Here is a 13,891-nt window from a genome sequence, read left to right as displayed (position 1 = left end):
CACGTCCTTCGGGTCGTGGCTCACATTCGGGTGAGGGAGATACGGCGGCTCCCGGAGCGTTTGGCTGACGCATCAATCCGGGGGCCGCACTCTTTGGTCAAATCCTCCCCCTGTTGTTGCAACAACAGGGGGCACGGAGGTCAGGATGAGTCCCCAAGGGGACTCGTGTCAACTCAGCTGGTAGGGACGTTGCCGCAGGACGCGTTAACCTCTCTCTGACTCACCGGACATGAGGGGGCCCTGTGGCAGAGCCGCAGTGGAAGCGGATCGCGAGCGACCTCGCGCAACGGATCCGCGAGGGCGAGTTCCAGCCCGGCTCCTACCTGCCGCACCGCGACCAGCTCCGCCAGGAGTACGGCGGCGTGGCCACCAACACGATCGCCGCAGCCGCCCGCGCGCTCACCGAGCAGCTCCTGATCCGCCGCGTAGCCAACAAGGGCTTGCTCGTACTCGACCCTCAACCTGCCATCGTCAACGTGCCGCTCAACGTGCTGGCCCACGGCCGCCTGTGGCGCTTGAGCTGCCAACTCGCCGGAGCCGTCGGTGACATGACGGTGACCGACGTCGAGCGCGGGCCAGCGAGCCCCGACGTTGCCGAACTGCTGGACCTGCGGACAGGTGATGAGGTGGTCACGCGCGTGCGGCGCGCCACGATCGACGGGGCCACGATCCGGCTTGACCGCGCCGTCTACCCCGCCGACCTCGTCAAAGACAGTGCGCTGACACGACCGGCGACGATCGACACCGGAGCCGGAGTCGCGCTGGCCGGCCTCGGGCACGCACCCGCGAGGATCGCGCGCGCCACGGTGTGGACGCGCCCGTCGACCAGCCAGGAAGCAGCCCAGCTGACGCTGCCACGCGGCGCTCACGTCCTGCTGGCCGAGTGCGTTGCCCTCGATAACGACGGCCGCGCCGTGGAACTGCTCCGCATCGTGACCAATCCTCAGCGGGTGCGGATCCAGACCGTGGACGCGCCCTTCCCGCCTGCCTGGTGACGGGTCACTCCTGAGGGTCGGCCCAGTAGTCGGAGAGCATCTCCCCCGGCCAGTCCGGCTGCCGAATCGGACCACGCGGCCCCATCTGTGAGAAGTAGGGTGCCAGGTCGTAGACGGGCGTGCCGTCGACGGCATCCAAGTCGGCGACGTGCAAATCGAGTCCGTCGACCTTGAGCAGCCGGGGGAAGGACTGGGCGAGCTGGTTGGGACGGCGGTGGTTGCGGTGCGCGAACGTCCCGGTGGGCGGCCAGCGGGGATCGTTGCGGGGGCTGCGGGCGTGCAGCGCCACGTCGGTCGGAGCCGCACGGTGGAAGTGCCACACAACCACCAGGTGCGAGAACTCCTCCAGCCCTTGAACCACCTCATGCGGGAAATCGGCGTTCAGACGGATGATCGCCTGCTCTCCCCAGTGGTCGTCGGTCGGTTCGGTGCGTCCGCCGACGACTACGCCGATCGGTGTGATCGTCAAGGGTTCGGCCACGGGAGCTCCATTCGTATCGGGCTGGCTGGTCAGTCGAGGTTGGCCAGGTACGCGGCGGCGCGCGCATCGAGGTCGGCGATCGCTGGGATGCCGCGGCGGCGGTAAGGCGACAACAGGGTGCGCATCTCGACCACGGATTTGCGTGCGCGGCCGGAGTACACCCCGTCCTGCATGGCCTGCAACGCCGTGTCCCACGTGGCGCACGCCTGGTCGACCTCGCCGACCGATAGGTGCGCCGCGCCCAGGTATCCCAGCGTCACAGCGTGGGTGCGTTTGAAAGCGGCACCGCGGGTGCGAACGCTGTGCCGGAACTGGCGGATCGCGCCCCGGTGGTCTCCGCTGGCGCGCAGGGTGCAGGCCGTCTCGTGGGCCAGGCTCGCGGTGGCGAAGAAGAACGTCCGGAACGGCTCAGTGATCCCATCCCGTGCCTCCGACAGGTCGTCCTCAGCGCGTAGGAGCGTCTGAGCCGCCGCCCGGGACTGTCCGGCGCTGGCCTGAGCGCGGGCGTAGACGACGCCGAGCAGGGCCCGCTCCCTCGGGGTGGCCGACAGGTAACGCTGCCCTTGCACGGACGCCTCGGCCAGCTCCAGGCCGCGCTGCGGGTGACCGAGATCGAGCGCCTGGTGCGCCATGGCGCGCAGGACGTGCCCCGTCAGCGGAGGGTTCCCGGAGTGTGCGCACAGCTTCAACGCGAGCAAGAAGTACTGCTGCGCCAGCGGGTGCTCACTGTTATCGAAGGCCATCCAGCCCGACAGGTACGCCAGCTCGCCGGCCGCGGAGAACATCTCCGCGCGTACCTGGTCGGAGGGGAACGTCCCGCGCAAGAACGCTGCGACCTCCGTGTGGAGGTACTGGACCAGCGCGGTCCGGCCGTGGCCGCCGCCGCGCCGCTGATCGATCTGGGAGAAGGTGGCGAACAGGTCCCTCACGGTGTCGACGTCACCCGCTCCAATCCGCTGAGGTCGCGCTGACGCGGCGGCCGGGGTGGAGGCCATGCGATCCCACCACACCTGGTCGGGCAACGCCAGCGAGGTCGCCGAGTAGACGGCGCCCTTCAGCAGCTTTCTGCGGTCTGGGTCCAAGTCCGATCTCCCCAGGTTGGCCAGCGCGGCGACAGGGTCCAGGTGCCACGGAGGCGGCTCCTGCCCGGCGGTGGCCGAGTCGGCGAAACCGAGATCGGCGAGGGTGAGATCGCGCCCCAGACGGCGAGACAAAGCCTGACACAGCAGCGCTGGCGCTTGACCAGAGGGGTGGCTGCCCGCGACCCACATGCTGATGTGCGAGCGGCCGACATGCGCCTGGGAGACTCCGCTGTCTCGTGCGACGCGGTTGAACGCAGCCGCCGTCTGGGCGCGTGACCACCCCGCTTCGGTCAGCAGGTTGGCCAGCCGGTCGTTGCGAACGCGCGCCATGTCTGGGCTCTCCCGCAGTTCAGTCCTGTGTCATGAACGATCTAGCCCCCTGTCACCAACCGTAGTTGGCTGCGGGGGTCGTTCCCAGCCCCTTCAGGAAAGCGCCACAAGATCTCCAGTAGCGCCGTTGTTGATCTTTGACCACGTTGACCACCTCGGCCTGTCCGGCCATCTCCCCATCTCGGCCCGCCCAGGGTCAGATAGGAGGCGACCATCCAACCTCGCAGGCAGGGGAGGGCCATGTGGCTTCCATAGATCCTGGGCCCCCTCAACAACTCGGGCCACTGACCGGAATCACCTCCGACCTGCCTGCGAGAGCAGCCGACGAGATGGCGGAGGAGTTGCGGGCCGAACTCGCGATCCTCAACGTTCCAGCGATGGTCTTGGGAGACGCCGAGAGGGCCGTGTGCAGCCTGTGGCCCTACCTCGTGGCGATGACGGACGGGCGGATGATCTGGTGGTGCTCGCCTCACTCCAGCCGGAGGGGCCGGACGCTCTGGACATTCGCCTGGGTAGCTCCCACTGCCGCCGTAAGGCTCGCCGCCCACTATCGCGTGCTCATCAAACAGCCTCTTCCTCCGCCGCTGACCAAACTCGTCGCATTCGCTCTCGACCTTCCGGAGGAGAACGATGCCGCCCACCCGTGATCAGGTCACGGCGCCCCCATCGCCTACCCCAGGGCACTGGTGGTTCTACTGGCGTCCGTGGGCCCAGACCTTGTCCGCCTGGCATCTGGCCGACCCGAGCGAGTGCCGTGTCGTCGAGGCCAAGGACGACGCCCAGCTCACGGACCTGATGGTCGAGGTCGAACTTGAACTCCGGCAGGCTCTCGCAGCCCACACCCTGGCTTGGCAGGTGCCCGCCTTGCCTGGAGAGCCTGCCGGGCACAACCCTGCGGTCCCGGGATCGAACCCCACCGCCGGAAGCACCTGGAGTGGGGGCGACACTCCGGCCGTATCTCCCGGGACCGCAGGCACCACCCACGCAGCCAGACACCGCCGAACCCCCATGGCCGACGACCATCTCTGATCTCGGGATGACGCACCTCATGACCCACTTCATGCTCGACCACCCCGGATGGGACCACTGCCAAACCGGACCGGTGCGCGCCGTGCGCGCCGGCGGCGGCATCTGGCAAGTCAACACCCAGCCCCTCTTCTCTGCGACCCTGATCAAGACCTCCGCCCTCGATCCACGCGTCGACGTCTATGACCCTGCCAAACTGGATCCGACGCTGACCCCGCCTGGTCTGCTGGCGGCGCTGCGGCAGGCCGGACCGGTCGCCCGGCTGCGGAATCCGGACTTGTGGGACGCGCTGGCTACGGCCATCATCCGGCAGGTCATCCGCGCCGGGCATGCCAGGCTCATGCATCAGCGCTTCCGCGCCGCTGTCGGCCATCCGGTCGAGGACACCCATCTGATGCCTGACGCGGCCACGGTGGCCGGCCTGAAGGCCGAGGTCTTCAACGACCTCGGCATGGCGTTCAAGGCCCGGCCGCTGCGTACCGCCGCCGAGCGCTACCTAGCCGACGGGCCAGGATGGGAGCTTCTCGCCCCCGCCGAGACGCTCAAGGCAGTGATGACCGTCTCGAGGATCGGCCCGTGGACCGCCTCGGCCGCCATCGCCGATTACACCGGCGACTTCTCCTTCTACCCCTACGACGACCTGGCGGTCCGTACCTGGGCTGCTCGCGCCGACCCCGGCACGCCCTGGCCCATCACCTCCGCCGACTTCGCCGACCGATGGAGGGAGGCAGCCGGGCCGCACCTGTCCACCTTGACCGCTCTCACGCTCGCCTGGGGGGAGCGACACATCGCCATTCCCTTACCGCGCTCTGGAGGCTGAACGTGCACAAGTCCCTCATCGTCGACACCGCCGCTACCTCGTGCTACTTCCGCACCTCGATCGCTGGGGACGGCCGTAAGGCGCTGATCCAGATCACCGAGAGGTGCAACCTGCACTGCGCCCACTGCTTCGTCTCCTCCACGAAGGAGGGCCTCGACCTGCCGTACGACGCCCTCACCGACGCCGTGATCCCCCGGCTTCTACGCGCCCGTGTGGAGCGCATCACCCTGACTGGCGGCGAACCGTTCGTCCACCCCGATCTGCTGGCCCTGTGCCGCCACCTGGCCGAACTCAACGTGCCAGTCGGGATCTGCACCAACGCCACCCAGACGAGTGACGCCCAGATCGACGAGCTCGCCGCCCTCGGCAACGTCCACGTGAACGTGTCGTTGGACGGGTTCCGGCCCGAGAGCCACGGCAAGTTCCGCGGCGACCGCGCCTCCTTTGACGTGACCGTGTCGACGGTCCGCAAGTTCGCCGACGCCGGGCTCCTCCAGGGACTGCTGTCCACCCCGAACATGCTCACCACGGTGGAGGAGTTCGCCGCGCTGTGCGAGTTCGCCGTCGAGGTAGGCGCCGAGTACGTGCTGATGAACCCGCTGTCGTCCATGGGCCGCGGGGTCAAGAGCCAGGGCAAGCTCGCAGCTGCCGACGACACGATGCGCGCTATCCAGGCCGTCACCAGCCAGTTCCACGAGCAGGGACTCGAACTGGTGCACATCCGCTTCCCGAATGACGAGCTGCCGCTCGGCGGCTGCGACGCGGGCAAGCTCATCTACGTCTTCGCTGACGGGGGCACCGCAGTTTGCCCCTACCTGGTCTTCGCTGCCCGCACGCCTCAGTCGCCCTACCCCGACAGCGACTTCCTCGTCGGCAACATCCTGCACAACGACGTCGTGACCGCGCTCGACGCCTACGACCTGGGCGGCAAGTTGGCCATGGGCGGCAACCCCACGTGCGGCTCCTGCTCGCTGGGCGGATCCTGCGGCAAAGGCTGCCCGGCCGCTGTCATCAGCCGCGGCCTGCGCATCGGCGAGGTTGACGCCGAGCAGTGCCCCCGCGTCGACACACCGCTCCTGCAGATCGGCCGGAGGCCCGCATGAGAGGCGTCTTCGTCGCTGTCGAGGGCCCCAATGGGGTCGGCAAGACCACCTCGGCCGCCGGCCTCACCGCACGGCTGCGCGAGCGCGGCATCCCGGTGCTGCTCACGACGGAACCCTCCGACACGCCGTTGGGGAAGCTGTCGCGCTCCGGGGAGAGCGGCATGGTTGGCCGGGCCCTCGCGCTGGCCATCGCCGCCGACCGCGCCGCTCATGTGCAGTCCGAGATCGAACCCGCGCTCGCCGGCGGCACGTGGGTGATCAGCGACCGGTACCTGCCTTCCTCCCTTGTCCTGCAACGCCTCGACGGCATGGAGCTGGAGGAGATCTGGACCTACAACGCGTTCGCGCCGCCGCCCGCCGTTACCTTTTACCTCGATCACGACCCGGCGATCATCAGAGCGCGATTGGATGAGCGCAGGCATCGGTCCCGGCTGGAGCGCATCGGCTCACCGGAGCAGGAGGTGGCGCTGTACGGCGACGCCTTCCGGTTCCTGGAGGGCCGCGGGTGGCGGCAGTCTCGGATCGACTGCCGTGACCGCACCCCGGCGGAGGTCGTGCTCTTCATGACCAACGTTCTCGACCAGCTCGACCCCTGAACCAAGGAACATGCTGTGCTGTCTGTCCTCACCGTCAACGTCGGCGCGGCCTCTCGGGACCGCGCCGAACGCATCCTCGCCTGGCTCGCCACCCGGCCCGAGCACGTGATCCTGCTGACGGAGACGAGTGCTGGCGCGGGCACCGCCCACCTGCTCGACGCGTTCGCTCGCGCCGGATGGGCGGTGGTCAACACCCCCGACGTGGGAGACCGGGGCGCGGCATTGGTGAGCCGGATCGCCCTCGCCGACGAGCAGCCGTCGCTGTCCGGCATCACCGTCGCCGGACGGGTCGCTACCGCTTGGCTGGACACCCAGCCGCAGGTACTCGTCGCGAGCGTCTATATCCCCTCACGCGATCGGAGTCAGGACAAAGTCGACCGCAAGCAACAGTTCACCGCGTCGCTCCTTCGAGCGGTCCAGGAGCTTCCCGAACGTGCACGTGAGCACCTGGTGCTCGGCGGCGACTACAACTCCATCAGCCGCACCCACGAACCTCGGCACCCGGGATTCCTGGCGTTCGAGTACGCGCTCCTGGACGCTCTATCCGACCACGGCATGGTAGACGCTCACGACCTGCTCCATCCCGGCGCCCAGCCGCACAGCTGGATCGGCAGGACCGGGGACGGCTACCGCTACGACTACTTGCACGTCGGCTCCGCGCTGAGGGGCACGGTGACGGAAGCCGCCTATCTGCACGACACACGTGAGCAGAGCCTTACCGACCACGCGGCGGTCACGATGACGCTCCAGATCAAGGCGGCCGAGCTCGCCACAAGGGAGCTCGGGGAGCGCGACGAGATCGCCTTGTTCTGACCTCTGGTCAGGCGGGCGTGAGTGCCCGGCGGACGAGCGAGTCGTAGGTGTCGGTGACCCGCTCCAGGGCCAAGCCGAACGAGCGGGCGAAGGCGTCCAGTCGCTCCTGCGCGGCCTCGCCCGGCTCACCCGCGCCCGTCACGGTCTCCAGTTCGAGGAACAGCCCCGCGTGCTCGACCTCGTCCACACACACGGCGATGCCGTCCGCGGCCTGTCCGGTGCGGCGCGTCTTGACGATGCGCACGGTCGGTTGAAAGCCCATCTGCACGACGGCCTGGTGCATCTGCTCGCGGTCGGCGACGATCGTCTCGTGCTCCAGGCACGCCATTTCGTTCGCCAGCGGCGTCTTCACCGTGAACAGGTGCCGGTTGCCCTGGGTGCGCAACCTCGCGAACGCAACCCCGACCTTCGACTGTCCGTAGTCCCATCCAGGCTGCGCGTAAGCCTGATCATCCTGACGCACGGGAGCCGACAACCGCACGCCGTGAGACGCCAGCGACAGCGCCACCCCTTCGGCCGTGGTGTGAAGCAGACGGTATTTGACCTCGATCTCCTGCACTGTCCGACTCCCACGATGGCCTGCCTGCGCTGACCGCGAAAGCCTAGCCGAACCACCCATCACACAAGCTTGGCTTTGCCACATCCATCACGCTGGATTCACACACAATCTGAGATGCGGCCTGGGCTTGGGCGGAGCTAGAGTCGCAAGCGAAATCGCTACCCTCAGCGTCCTGATCGTCGGGCTCGGTGCGGGCGCGGGTCGAACGATCGCCGGTTATCTTTTTGCTAAGAAGACACCATCCGGCGTCGAGACCACATCCGCGCTCGCTCCCGGTCTTGCGATCACTGGTGCGGTCTGGTGGGGGCACGGGTCGAAGTCCGCCGGTTATCCGCTGATAACGGGGTTGTCGCAGGTTCAAGTCCTGTCCGGCTGGCTGCTGTAGGGCAGTAAGCGGTCGGTAGCTCAGTTGGCAGAGCACCTAAACGCCGTTGGACGTCCCACATCCGTGCCCTCTCCAGGCCGCATCGTTCGTCAGTTCTGCCGATGCCATGGGTCGAATCTGGTCGGTTATCACGCCACCAGTGGATGCAGGTTCAAATCCTGTCGGGTCGCCTGGCGGCGGCCCGTCGCCCCGTATTGGCAAGGGGCAACCCGGCCGGAACACCACATCCATGGCATCGGCAGGGCTGACGAGCACGGGGAGGGGCGGGTCGAAGCTGACCGGTTATCTCCAGGTACCGCCAATGCGGGGTTCGAGTCCCCGCCGCCCGGCTCGTTCGGGCGTCGTCCAACGGCAGGACTGCGGTTTGATCCGGTAGGCATCACCACATCCGCCCCTCCCCTCCCCTGCATCCGCCGTTGGCGGGTCGAACTCAAGGAGGTGCCGGATGGCACGCAACCGTGACCCTCTCGCAAGCGTTTCCGCTCACATGACCCCTCAGACACAGCCGATCCCTGGCCACACCAACCAGGTGCGCAACAACGCGGGCGGCTACAGCTTCGCCAAGGACACCTGGCAGCGTCTCGAAGACTTCCTGATCTTGGGGACCACGGGCGGCACCTACTACGCCGGGGAGCGCGCGCTCACCACGGACAACGTCGGCGTGCTGTTCGAGGCCATCGCCAAGGACGGTCCCCGCGTCGTGCAGCTGATCGTCGACATCTCCACCGCGAAGCCGCCGCGGGCGCCCAAGCCCGGACCTGCCATCTTCGCACTCGCCGCCGCGCACGTGCGCGGCGACCAGGAGACTCGCGGGACAGCTCGCAGGGCGGTGCCGCTGGTGTGCCGTACGACGGACCACCTGGCGAAGTGGTTCGGCTATCGCAAGCAGCTCAGCGGAAAGGCCAGTGTGAGGGGCGGGGCCTCCCCGGTCATGGGCGCTTCCACGCGCCGAGCGCTGACGCTGTGGTTCCTGGAGGGCACCGCTGAGGAGGTCGCCTTCCGTGCCTGCAAGGCGATGCAGCGCAAGACGCCAGCCGGGGAGTCGTTTCAGCTGCGTGATGCCCTGCGGCTGGCGCACCCGCACCGCCGGCAGTTTCGCACGCCGGAGCTGAGCGCCAAGCTTCTCGAGCCCGGCAGGCAGACTCTGCTCGGCTGGATCGCGGGGACCATCCCCGACGATGTGGCGCGTGATGAGCTGGTCACGGTCGACAAGTTCCTGACCGCCAAGGCGGTCACGAACGTGAAGCAGGCCGTCCGGGTGGTCGTCGAGCAGCGGGTGCCGTGGGAGTTCCTGCCCAGTGAGCTGCTGCGCGAGCCGGAGGTGTGGGACGCCCTGGTGGACACGGTCGGCCTGACCGCGCTCCTGCGCAACCTGGCCCGCATGACTCGTCTGGGCACCCTGCGCCCGATGGGCGACGCCACCCGGCGCGCCGTGGCGCGCCTCACCGACCGAGACGCGCTCGTCAGGGCTCGCATCCACCCGATGGACGCGTTCCTGGCGCTTCGCGTGTACGGCTCGGGCCGGTCGCAGCCCAACCCGCGTGCCGCAGCGCACACCTGGGCGCCGGTCCCCGCCGTGCTGGATGCCCTGGAGGAGACGTACGAGCTGAGCTTCGGTTCCGTCGAGCCTTCGGGCAGGCGGTTGCTGGTCGCGGTCGACTCCTCCGGCTCGATGTCGGGCGGTTGGTACGGTCGCGCGGTCGAGGTGGGCGGTTCGATGATCGGGACGCCGTACGAGGTCGGGTGTGCGATGGCGGTCATGCTGGCCAGGATCGAGAAGGGCAACGCGCACGTCATCGACGTGGACATCAGCGTGCACCGCTCGCGCGTCACGCCGCGGACCAACCTTCGGGAGATCCGGTCGTGGCGGCCGTCCGGCGGCGGAACAGACCTGAGCCTCCCGTTCACCTGGGCGGCCGGGGAGCGCCTGGCGGTGGACGGCTTCGTCGTCCTGACCGACAGCGAGAGCTGGGCGGGACGTTCGCACCCGTCGCAGGCGCTGGAGTCCTACCGGCGCACCACGTCGGCTCAGGCCCGCGTGGTCGTGGCCGCGATGACGCCCGCCGGGCATACGATCGGCGACCCAGGCGACGCTGGGGTGCTGAACATGGCGGGTCTCGACGCGAGCCTGCCGATGGTGGTCAACGGGTTCCTCCGCCAGTAGCAGCGCATGGCGAAAGGGCCCGGTCATCCACGATGGATGACCGGGCCCTTTGTCGTTGGTGGCGGGGACCGGATTTGAACCGGTGACTTCTGGCGTATGAGGCCAGCACGCTTCCTGGCTGCGTCACCCCGCGTCGTTGGCGGCTCGTTGTCCTAGGCCGGGCCGCCGCAGACCGGCACCTCACGATGCCGGAGTCTCACCGATGTCCTCGTTGTGACGGGGCGTGAGACGCGCAGATGCTACTGGTCGTAGCGGACGGGCCGATGCTGCGATGATGCGTAGGAGGGCTGCCTGGTCGAGCCGAGCAGGACGCCGAGCGCGGGCCAGCGCTGCTCCAGCGCCCGGAAGAGGCCGTAGTACAGGCCGGTGCCGAGCACGACCGCGCCCGCGCTGATCTGGTCGGCTGTAACGCCGTCGATGGTGATGCCACGAAGGGCGAGCCAGCCGAGGGCACCGCCAACGAGCGACGGAACGACGGTGCGCCACAGACTGAGAAGCCACTGGTGAAACATGCTTGCTCCTTGAGGTTGTAAAGCCCCGCGGGTGCGGGGCGAAGGACACCGGGGGGCTGATGGGCGCACCGATAGCGATTCCAAAGCGATGATCGCTACGGTCGCGACGATTTGTTCCGTCACGAAGGGGAGCACATGCATCGCAAGCACATCCTCGGCGCACTCGTGGTGATCGCGGCTGCAACCATCGCCAGCCCAGCCACGTCCGCATCGGCTGACGCCGGCCGCACATACGCTGGCTGCCCTGTGGGGTACGTCTGCCTCTATAAGACGTCGACCCCCGTCAGCCCTCCGGCGATGAAAGTCGGAGGCAACTGGAGTGGCAGCATTTCGGGCATCAAGTCGGTGTTCAACAACGGGACGCTGAACTCATGGCCGAATGCCCTGATTGAGTACAAGTGGTGGAACGGCAGTATCTGGGATGACGGCTACAAGTGCGTCAAGGCCGCAACCCCCACCGTCCCCAGCCGCGGTCAGTTCGCGTCCGCGGTTCCAATGACCGTCAAGTGGATCTCCTGGCTGAGCGACAGTGCTTCCGTCTGCCGGTGACCCGCTGAACTCCCTCAGTACGTCTCGGGGGTGGGACTGCATGGACGTCGACTCGCCCGCGATCAGGTATGCCTAGCGGACGCATGAGCTCTCGCGGCGGGGTGGGCACGTCAGCGAAGGGGAGAAGCCGGGTGGCGGCATCAGCCCTCTATGCTGGCCGCTGTTGGTGAATCAGAAGCTAGTTCGTTTCGTCGATTAAACCCGGCACGCGCTGTTCGGGAGGCTCGTCGTCAAGCGCTGATTCATCTCTCCTTGTGGCATCCCCCCTACAGTCGGGCCCGCCTCGTTGGGGGGCGGGCCCGTGCTGGTCCACGTCACGCCACCTTGAGCAGGGCGGCCCACGTCGGAGGACCGGTCCGGCCGGCTTCGTCAGCGACGTTCGCGGCTTTCTGGAAGTCGCGCAGCTGCTTGTCGTGGTAGCGGGTGAAGACGGTCTCGTCGACGGTGTCAGGGACCGGATAGCCGCGGGCCTCCAGCAGGCACGTCAGGGTCTTGACGTGCCAGCCGGTGAGCGGCTTGTCGGCGTCGTAGTAGAGGGCGGGCAGCTTCTTCACGATCTCCTCCATCCAGTTGAGTGCGGGCTGCGGCTTGGGCTGGGAGGGCTTGGACGGCGTCTTGTAAGGCGGATTCCAGAAGCCAGCGATAACGCTTGCGGATCTGACCCTGCGTCGGCACGCGTCGGCCGTGTTGCCCTCGATGGTCTGGACTCTGCCGTCGCCCAAGTTGCGTTCGACGATCCCGACGTGGTCGATCGCGCCGATGCTGTCGCTCCCGGACCAGTCGAAGAAGATCACCGCTCCGGGCTTGGCGTGCTTGCGCAGGTTGTCGGCCGTGCCGGCGAACCAGCGGCGCAGTTCCTTGCCGTCCTGCGCGTGCCAGACGGTGTAGGCGCGATCCCCTCGCGGCAAGACCGCCGCAGCGTTGTTGGAGCGGCGGGCCCACTCGGTAACGCTCATGTTGCACCAGGGCGCGGTGAGGAATGCTGCACCGTGTCGGGCTGCGTACGCGCGGGTGATGGCGTTCGGCCGACCCTGTGTCCCGAGGGTCGCGCGGGCGGCGGCGAGCATGGCGTTGACGCTCATTCGAGTTCTCCGTCCTCGTCGTGGGGGTCGCCTTCGTAGATGCCGGTCAGCGGGTTGAGGACATAGCCCAGGCCGCGCAGCACCTGCTCTTCGTCGGGTTCTGTCGGACCCCACGGCCGCAGGTCCACGCTCGCGGCCACGAGCTGGTCCTCGGTCGGTTCAGACATTGGTCACCTCCTGTGCGGGGTCGAGGAGCAGCCACTCGGCGACGGTGATGCCGAGTGCCGAGTTCGGCACGTGGATGGGGAGGACGGCGGGCACGACAAGCAAGCCGCCGTCCGTTGGGAAGATCGTCATTCTGGGGATGGCGGGTTCTCGACTATCCGCTCTGTGCCGGTTGTCCGCCGCTGGGGCTCGACCGGGAACAGCCCCTCGCGGTGCTGCTGAAGGTGGGAGGCCAGCCCGTCCTCCACCCGGCGCACGCCCTGCTCGACGCGATTGATCGCATCGCGTAGTGAGGAGCCGTGGTTGGGCTTGAGCTCTGCCTCGATCAGCGCCACCCGCTCGGCGAAGCCTGGCCGGTACGGCACGCCGGGGCGCGCCTCTTCGCCGTTCCAGTCGTCGAGGAAGTGCGATAGGCGGCGCAGCCTGCGGGCCATCCCGGTCAGCGCGCGGGCGAGCAGCGCGAGCGCGCCGCCGACGATGGTGATGACGACGAAAGCGTCAAGCCACGGGATTCCAGTCACTTGCCCTCCGGCCCGTTGCTGTGGGGCGGGGTGGACGGTCCGTCTCCGCCCTGCATCCCGGCGAAGGTGGCCGGGGGCTTGAGCGTGAAGGTCGCGGGGGCGCCGTATCCCTGGGTCTCGCGCTGCCAGTCGACGGCGAGCCGGCGCGCGGCGACCCGTACCGGGTCGAGCCGGGTCTGCGAGCGGATTGGATCGAGTGGATCGGTGGGAGCCATGCGTCGTGAGCCGACGAACTCCAGCGCGCCTTGCCGGTCGGTGCGCGCGGCGGGTTCGAGGGTGAGGCGGTGCAGCTTCACCTGGCGAAGACGCTCTTGGTGCGCGGCAAGCCGCTCGTGGTCAGGGACGCCCGGTGTCCAGCAGGTGGGCAGGCCGCGGGTGGCCGCGAGGATCTTGGCGGTCTCCGGCTGCTGCCACGCGAGCGCGTCGTCGGGGTTGGGGATGTACGGCTCGTACAAGATCACGTCGAGGAGCGTGTCCACGTCCTCGGGGTCGATCCCGTACTCGGCCGCCCTCCACTCGAACGTCACGTGGGGGAATGAGTGGGTGCCGTGCATGGCCGTGTCCGGTTGGACGAAGTACACCCCCCACATGGGCTCCGCGCCGTCGGGGATGATCGGCTGGTGCTCGCTGGTCTCGACCTGCCGGGCGAGCGTTGTGTGGGAGTAGCCGAGTTCGGCGTCCCAGATGTGCAGGGTCTCCACCCTGCCC

General features: G+C 68.2%; 17 protein-coding genes and 1 tRNA gene. 8 read left to right on the top strand and 10 right to left on the bottom strand.

Features of this window, described 5'->3' with window-relative positions; translation table 11 throughout:
• Positions 1–242 precede the first annotated feature (242 nt).
• Complete coding sequence (locus ACIBG7_RS12870) at positions 243–995, top strand: GntR family transcriptional regulator (RefSeq protein ID WP_397336223.1); 753 nt, start codon at positions 243–245, stop codon at positions 993–995.
• 4 nt (positions 996–999) lie between these two features.
• Here the strand turns inward: ACIBG7_RS12870 and ACIBG7_RS12865 are convergent, their stop codons facing one another.
• Together ACIBG7_RS12865 and ACIBG7_RS12860 are read right to left on the bottom strand one after the other, a co-directional pair.
• The gene (locus ACIBG7_RS12865) at positions 1,000–1,476 is read right to left on the bottom strand and encodes an SAM-dependent methyltransferase (protein WP_397336222.1); all 477 of its coding nucleotides are present in this window, start codon (positions 1,474–1,476) and stop codon (positions 1,000–1,002) included.
• A 29-nt stretch (positions 1,477–1,505) separates the two neighbouring features.
• On the bottom strand, positions 1,506–2,888 hold the full coding sequence (locus tag ACIBG7_RS12860; protein WP_397336221.1) for a hypothetical protein: 1,383 nt from the start codon (positions 2,886–2,888) through the stop codon (positions 1,506–1,508).
• 329 nt (positions 2,889–3,217) lie between these two features.
• Here ACIBG7_RS12860 and ACIBG7_RS12855 point away from each other — a divergent pair, with 329 nt between their 5' ends.
• From ACIBG7_RS12855 to ACIBG7_RS12835, 5 genes are all read left to right on the top strand, one after another.
• Positions 3,218–3,535, top strand: a complete 318-nt coding sequence (locus tag ACIBG7_RS12855; protein ID WP_397336220.1) for a hypothetical protein — start codon at positions 3,218–3,220, stop codon at positions 3,533–3,535.
• 413 nt (positions 3,536–3,948) lie between these two features.
• Positions 3,949–4,734, top strand: coding sequence for a hypothetical protein (locus ACIBG7_RS12850; RefSeq protein WP_397336219.1), 786 nt, complete (start codon positions 3,949–3,951; stop codon positions 4,732–4,734).
• 2 nt (positions 4,735–4,736) lie between these two features.
• Positions 4,737–5,837 (top strand): radical SAM protein, encoded by a 1,101-nt coding sequence (locus tag ACIBG7_RS12845; RefSeq protein WP_397336218.1) that lies wholly within the window; start codon positions 4,737–4,739, stop codon positions 5,835–5,837.
• Entirely contained in the window at positions 5,834–6,433 is a 600-nt protein-coding gene (gene tmk / locus ACIBG7_RS12840; RefSeq protein WP_397336217.1) for a dTMP kinase, read from the top strand. Before ACIBG7_RS12845 ends, tmk begins: the two co-directional genes overlap by 4 nt.
• A gap of 15 nt (positions 6,434–6,448) precedes the next feature.
• Positions 6,449–7,246, top strand: coding sequence for an endonuclease/exonuclease/phosphatase family protein (locus ACIBG7_RS12835; RefSeq protein WP_397336216.1), 798 nt, complete (start codon positions 6,449–6,451; stop codon positions 7,244–7,246).
• A 7-nt stretch (positions 7,247–7,253) separates the two neighbouring features.
• Here ACIBG7_RS12835 and ACIBG7_RS12830 read toward each other — a convergent pair whose 3' ends face one another.
• Entirely contained in the window at positions 7,254–7,805 is a 552-nt protein-coding gene (locus ACIBG7_RS12830) for a class IV adenylate cyclase (RefSeq protein ID WP_397336215.1), read from the bottom strand.
• Between the two features lie 872 nt (positions 7,806–8,677).
• Here ACIBG7_RS12830 and ACIBG7_RS12825 point away from each other — a divergent pair.
• A complete protein-coding gene (locus ACIBG7_RS12825) occupies positions 8,678–10,354 on the top strand; it encodes a TROVE domain-containing protein (RefSeq protein ID WP_397336214.1) in 1,677 nt (558 codons plus the stop codon).
• A 56-nt stretch (positions 10,355–10,410) separates the two neighbouring features.
• Here ACIBG7_RS12825 and ACIBG7_RS12820 read toward each other — a convergent pair.
• Together ACIBG7_RS12820 and ACIBG7_RS12815 are read right to left on the bottom strand one after the other, a co-directional pair.
• A tRNA-Met gene (locus ACIBG7_RS12820) sits at positions 10,411–10,487 on the bottom strand.
• A 106-nt stretch (positions 10,488–10,593) separates the two neighbouring features.
• On the bottom strand, positions 10,594–10,866 hold the full coding sequence (locus ACIBG7_RS12815) for a hypothetical protein (RefSeq protein ID WP_397336213.1): 273 nt from the start codon (positions 10,864–10,866) through the stop codon (positions 10,594–10,596).
• A 135-nt stretch (positions 10,867–11,001) separates the two neighbouring features.
• Between ACIBG7_RS12815 and ACIBG7_RS12810 the strand changes: the two genes are divergently transcribed.
• Positions 11,002–11,415 (top strand): hypothetical protein, encoded by a 414-nt coding sequence (locus ACIBG7_RS12810; protein WP_397336212.1) that lies wholly within the window; start codon positions 11,002–11,004, stop codon positions 11,413–11,415.
• 314 nt (positions 11,416–11,729) lie between these two features.
• On the opposite strand, the gene ACIBG7_RS12805 is transcribed toward ACIBG7_RS12810, so the two are convergent.
• Genes ACIBG7_RS12805 through ACIBG7_RS12785 form a run of 5 tightly spaced genes read right to left on the bottom strand, consistent with a single transcriptional unit; the run spans position 11,730 to position 13,884 of the window.
• Positions 11,730–12,497 (bottom strand): CHAP domain-containing protein, encoded by a 768-nt coding sequence (locus tag ACIBG7_RS12805; RefSeq protein WP_397336211.1) that lies wholly within the window; start codon positions 12,495–12,497, stop codon positions 11,730–11,732.
• Positions 12,494–12,664, bottom strand: a complete 171-nt coding sequence (locus tag ACIBG7_RS12800; RefSeq protein ID WP_397336210.1) for a hypothetical protein — start codon at positions 12,662–12,664, stop codon at positions 12,494–12,496. Before ACIBG7_RS12800 ends, ACIBG7_RS12805 begins: the two co-directional genes overlap by 4 nt.
• A complete protein-coding gene (locus ACIBG7_RS12795; RefSeq protein WP_397336209.1) occupies positions 12,657–12,794 on the bottom strand; it encodes a hypothetical protein in 138 nt (45 codons plus the stop codon). Before ACIBG7_RS12795 ends, ACIBG7_RS12800 begins: the two co-directional genes overlap by 8 nt.
• Positions 12,791–13,183 carry a hypothetical protein gene (locus tag ACIBG7_RS12790; RefSeq protein ID WP_397336208.1) on the bottom strand — a complete coding sequence of 131 codons (393 nt, stop codon included), beginning with the start codon at positions 13,181–13,183 and terminating at the stop codon, positions 12,791–12,793. The genes ACIBG7_RS12795 and ACIBG7_RS12790 overlap by 4 nt, the downstream gene beginning before the upstream one ends.
• A complete protein-coding gene (locus ACIBG7_RS12785) occupies positions 13,180–13,884 on the bottom strand; it encodes a hypothetical protein (protein WP_397336207.1) in 705 nt (234 codons plus the stop codon). The genes ACIBG7_RS12790 and ACIBG7_RS12785 overlap by 4 nt, the downstream gene beginning before the upstream one ends.
• Between the last annotated feature and the right edge of the window lie 7 nt (positions 13,885–13,891).

The organism is Nonomuraea sp. NPDC050328 (assembly GCF_044459405.1).
Classification (GTDB): Bacteria; Actinomycetota; Actinomycetes; order Streptosporangiales; family Streptosporangiaceae; genus Nonomuraea.
This window is presented reverse-complemented; position numbering and strand designations above follow the sequence as displayed.

Coding starts and splice junctions, on each gene's coding strand:
- ACIBG7_RS12810 (WP_397336212.1), top strand. CDS start 11,002: ATGCATCGCAAGCACATCCTCGGCGCACTCGTGGTGATCGCGGCTGCA.
- ACIBG7_RS12815 (WP_397336213.1), bottom strand. CDS start 10,866: ATGTTTCACCAGTGGCTTCTCAGTCTGTGGCGCACCGTCGTTCCGTCG.
- ACIBG7_RS12795 (WP_397336209.1), bottom strand. CDS start 12,794: ATGACGATCTTCCCAACGGACGGCGGCTTGCTTGTCGTGCCCGCCGTC.
- ACIBG7_RS12855 (WP_397336220.1), top strand. CDS start 3,218: ATGGCGGAGGAGTTGCGGGCCGAACTCGCGATCCTCAACGTTCCAGCG.
- ACIBG7_RS12860 (WP_397336221.1), bottom strand. CDS start 2,888: ATGGCGCGCGTTCGCAACGACCGGCTGGCCAACCTGCTGACCGAAGCG.
- ACIBG7_RS12850 (WP_397336219.1), top strand. CDS start 3,949: ATGCTCGACCACCCCGGATGGGACCACTGCCAAACCGGACCGGTGCGC.
- ACIBG7_RS12825 (WP_397336214.1), top strand. CDS start 8,678: ATGACCCCTCAGACACAGCCGATCCCTGGCCACACCAACCAGGTGCGC.
- ACIBG7_RS12805 (WP_397336211.1), bottom strand. CDS start 12,497: ATGAGCGTCAACGCCATGCTCGCCGCCGCCCGCGCGACCCTCGGGACA.
- ACIBG7_RS12800 (WP_397336210.1), bottom strand. CDS start 12,664: ATGTCTGAACCGACCGAGGACCAGCTCGTGGCCGCGAGCGTGGACCTG.
- tmk (WP_397336217.1), top strand. CDS start 5,834: ATGAGAGGCGTCTTCGTCGCTGTCGAGGGCCCCAATGGGGTCGGCAAG.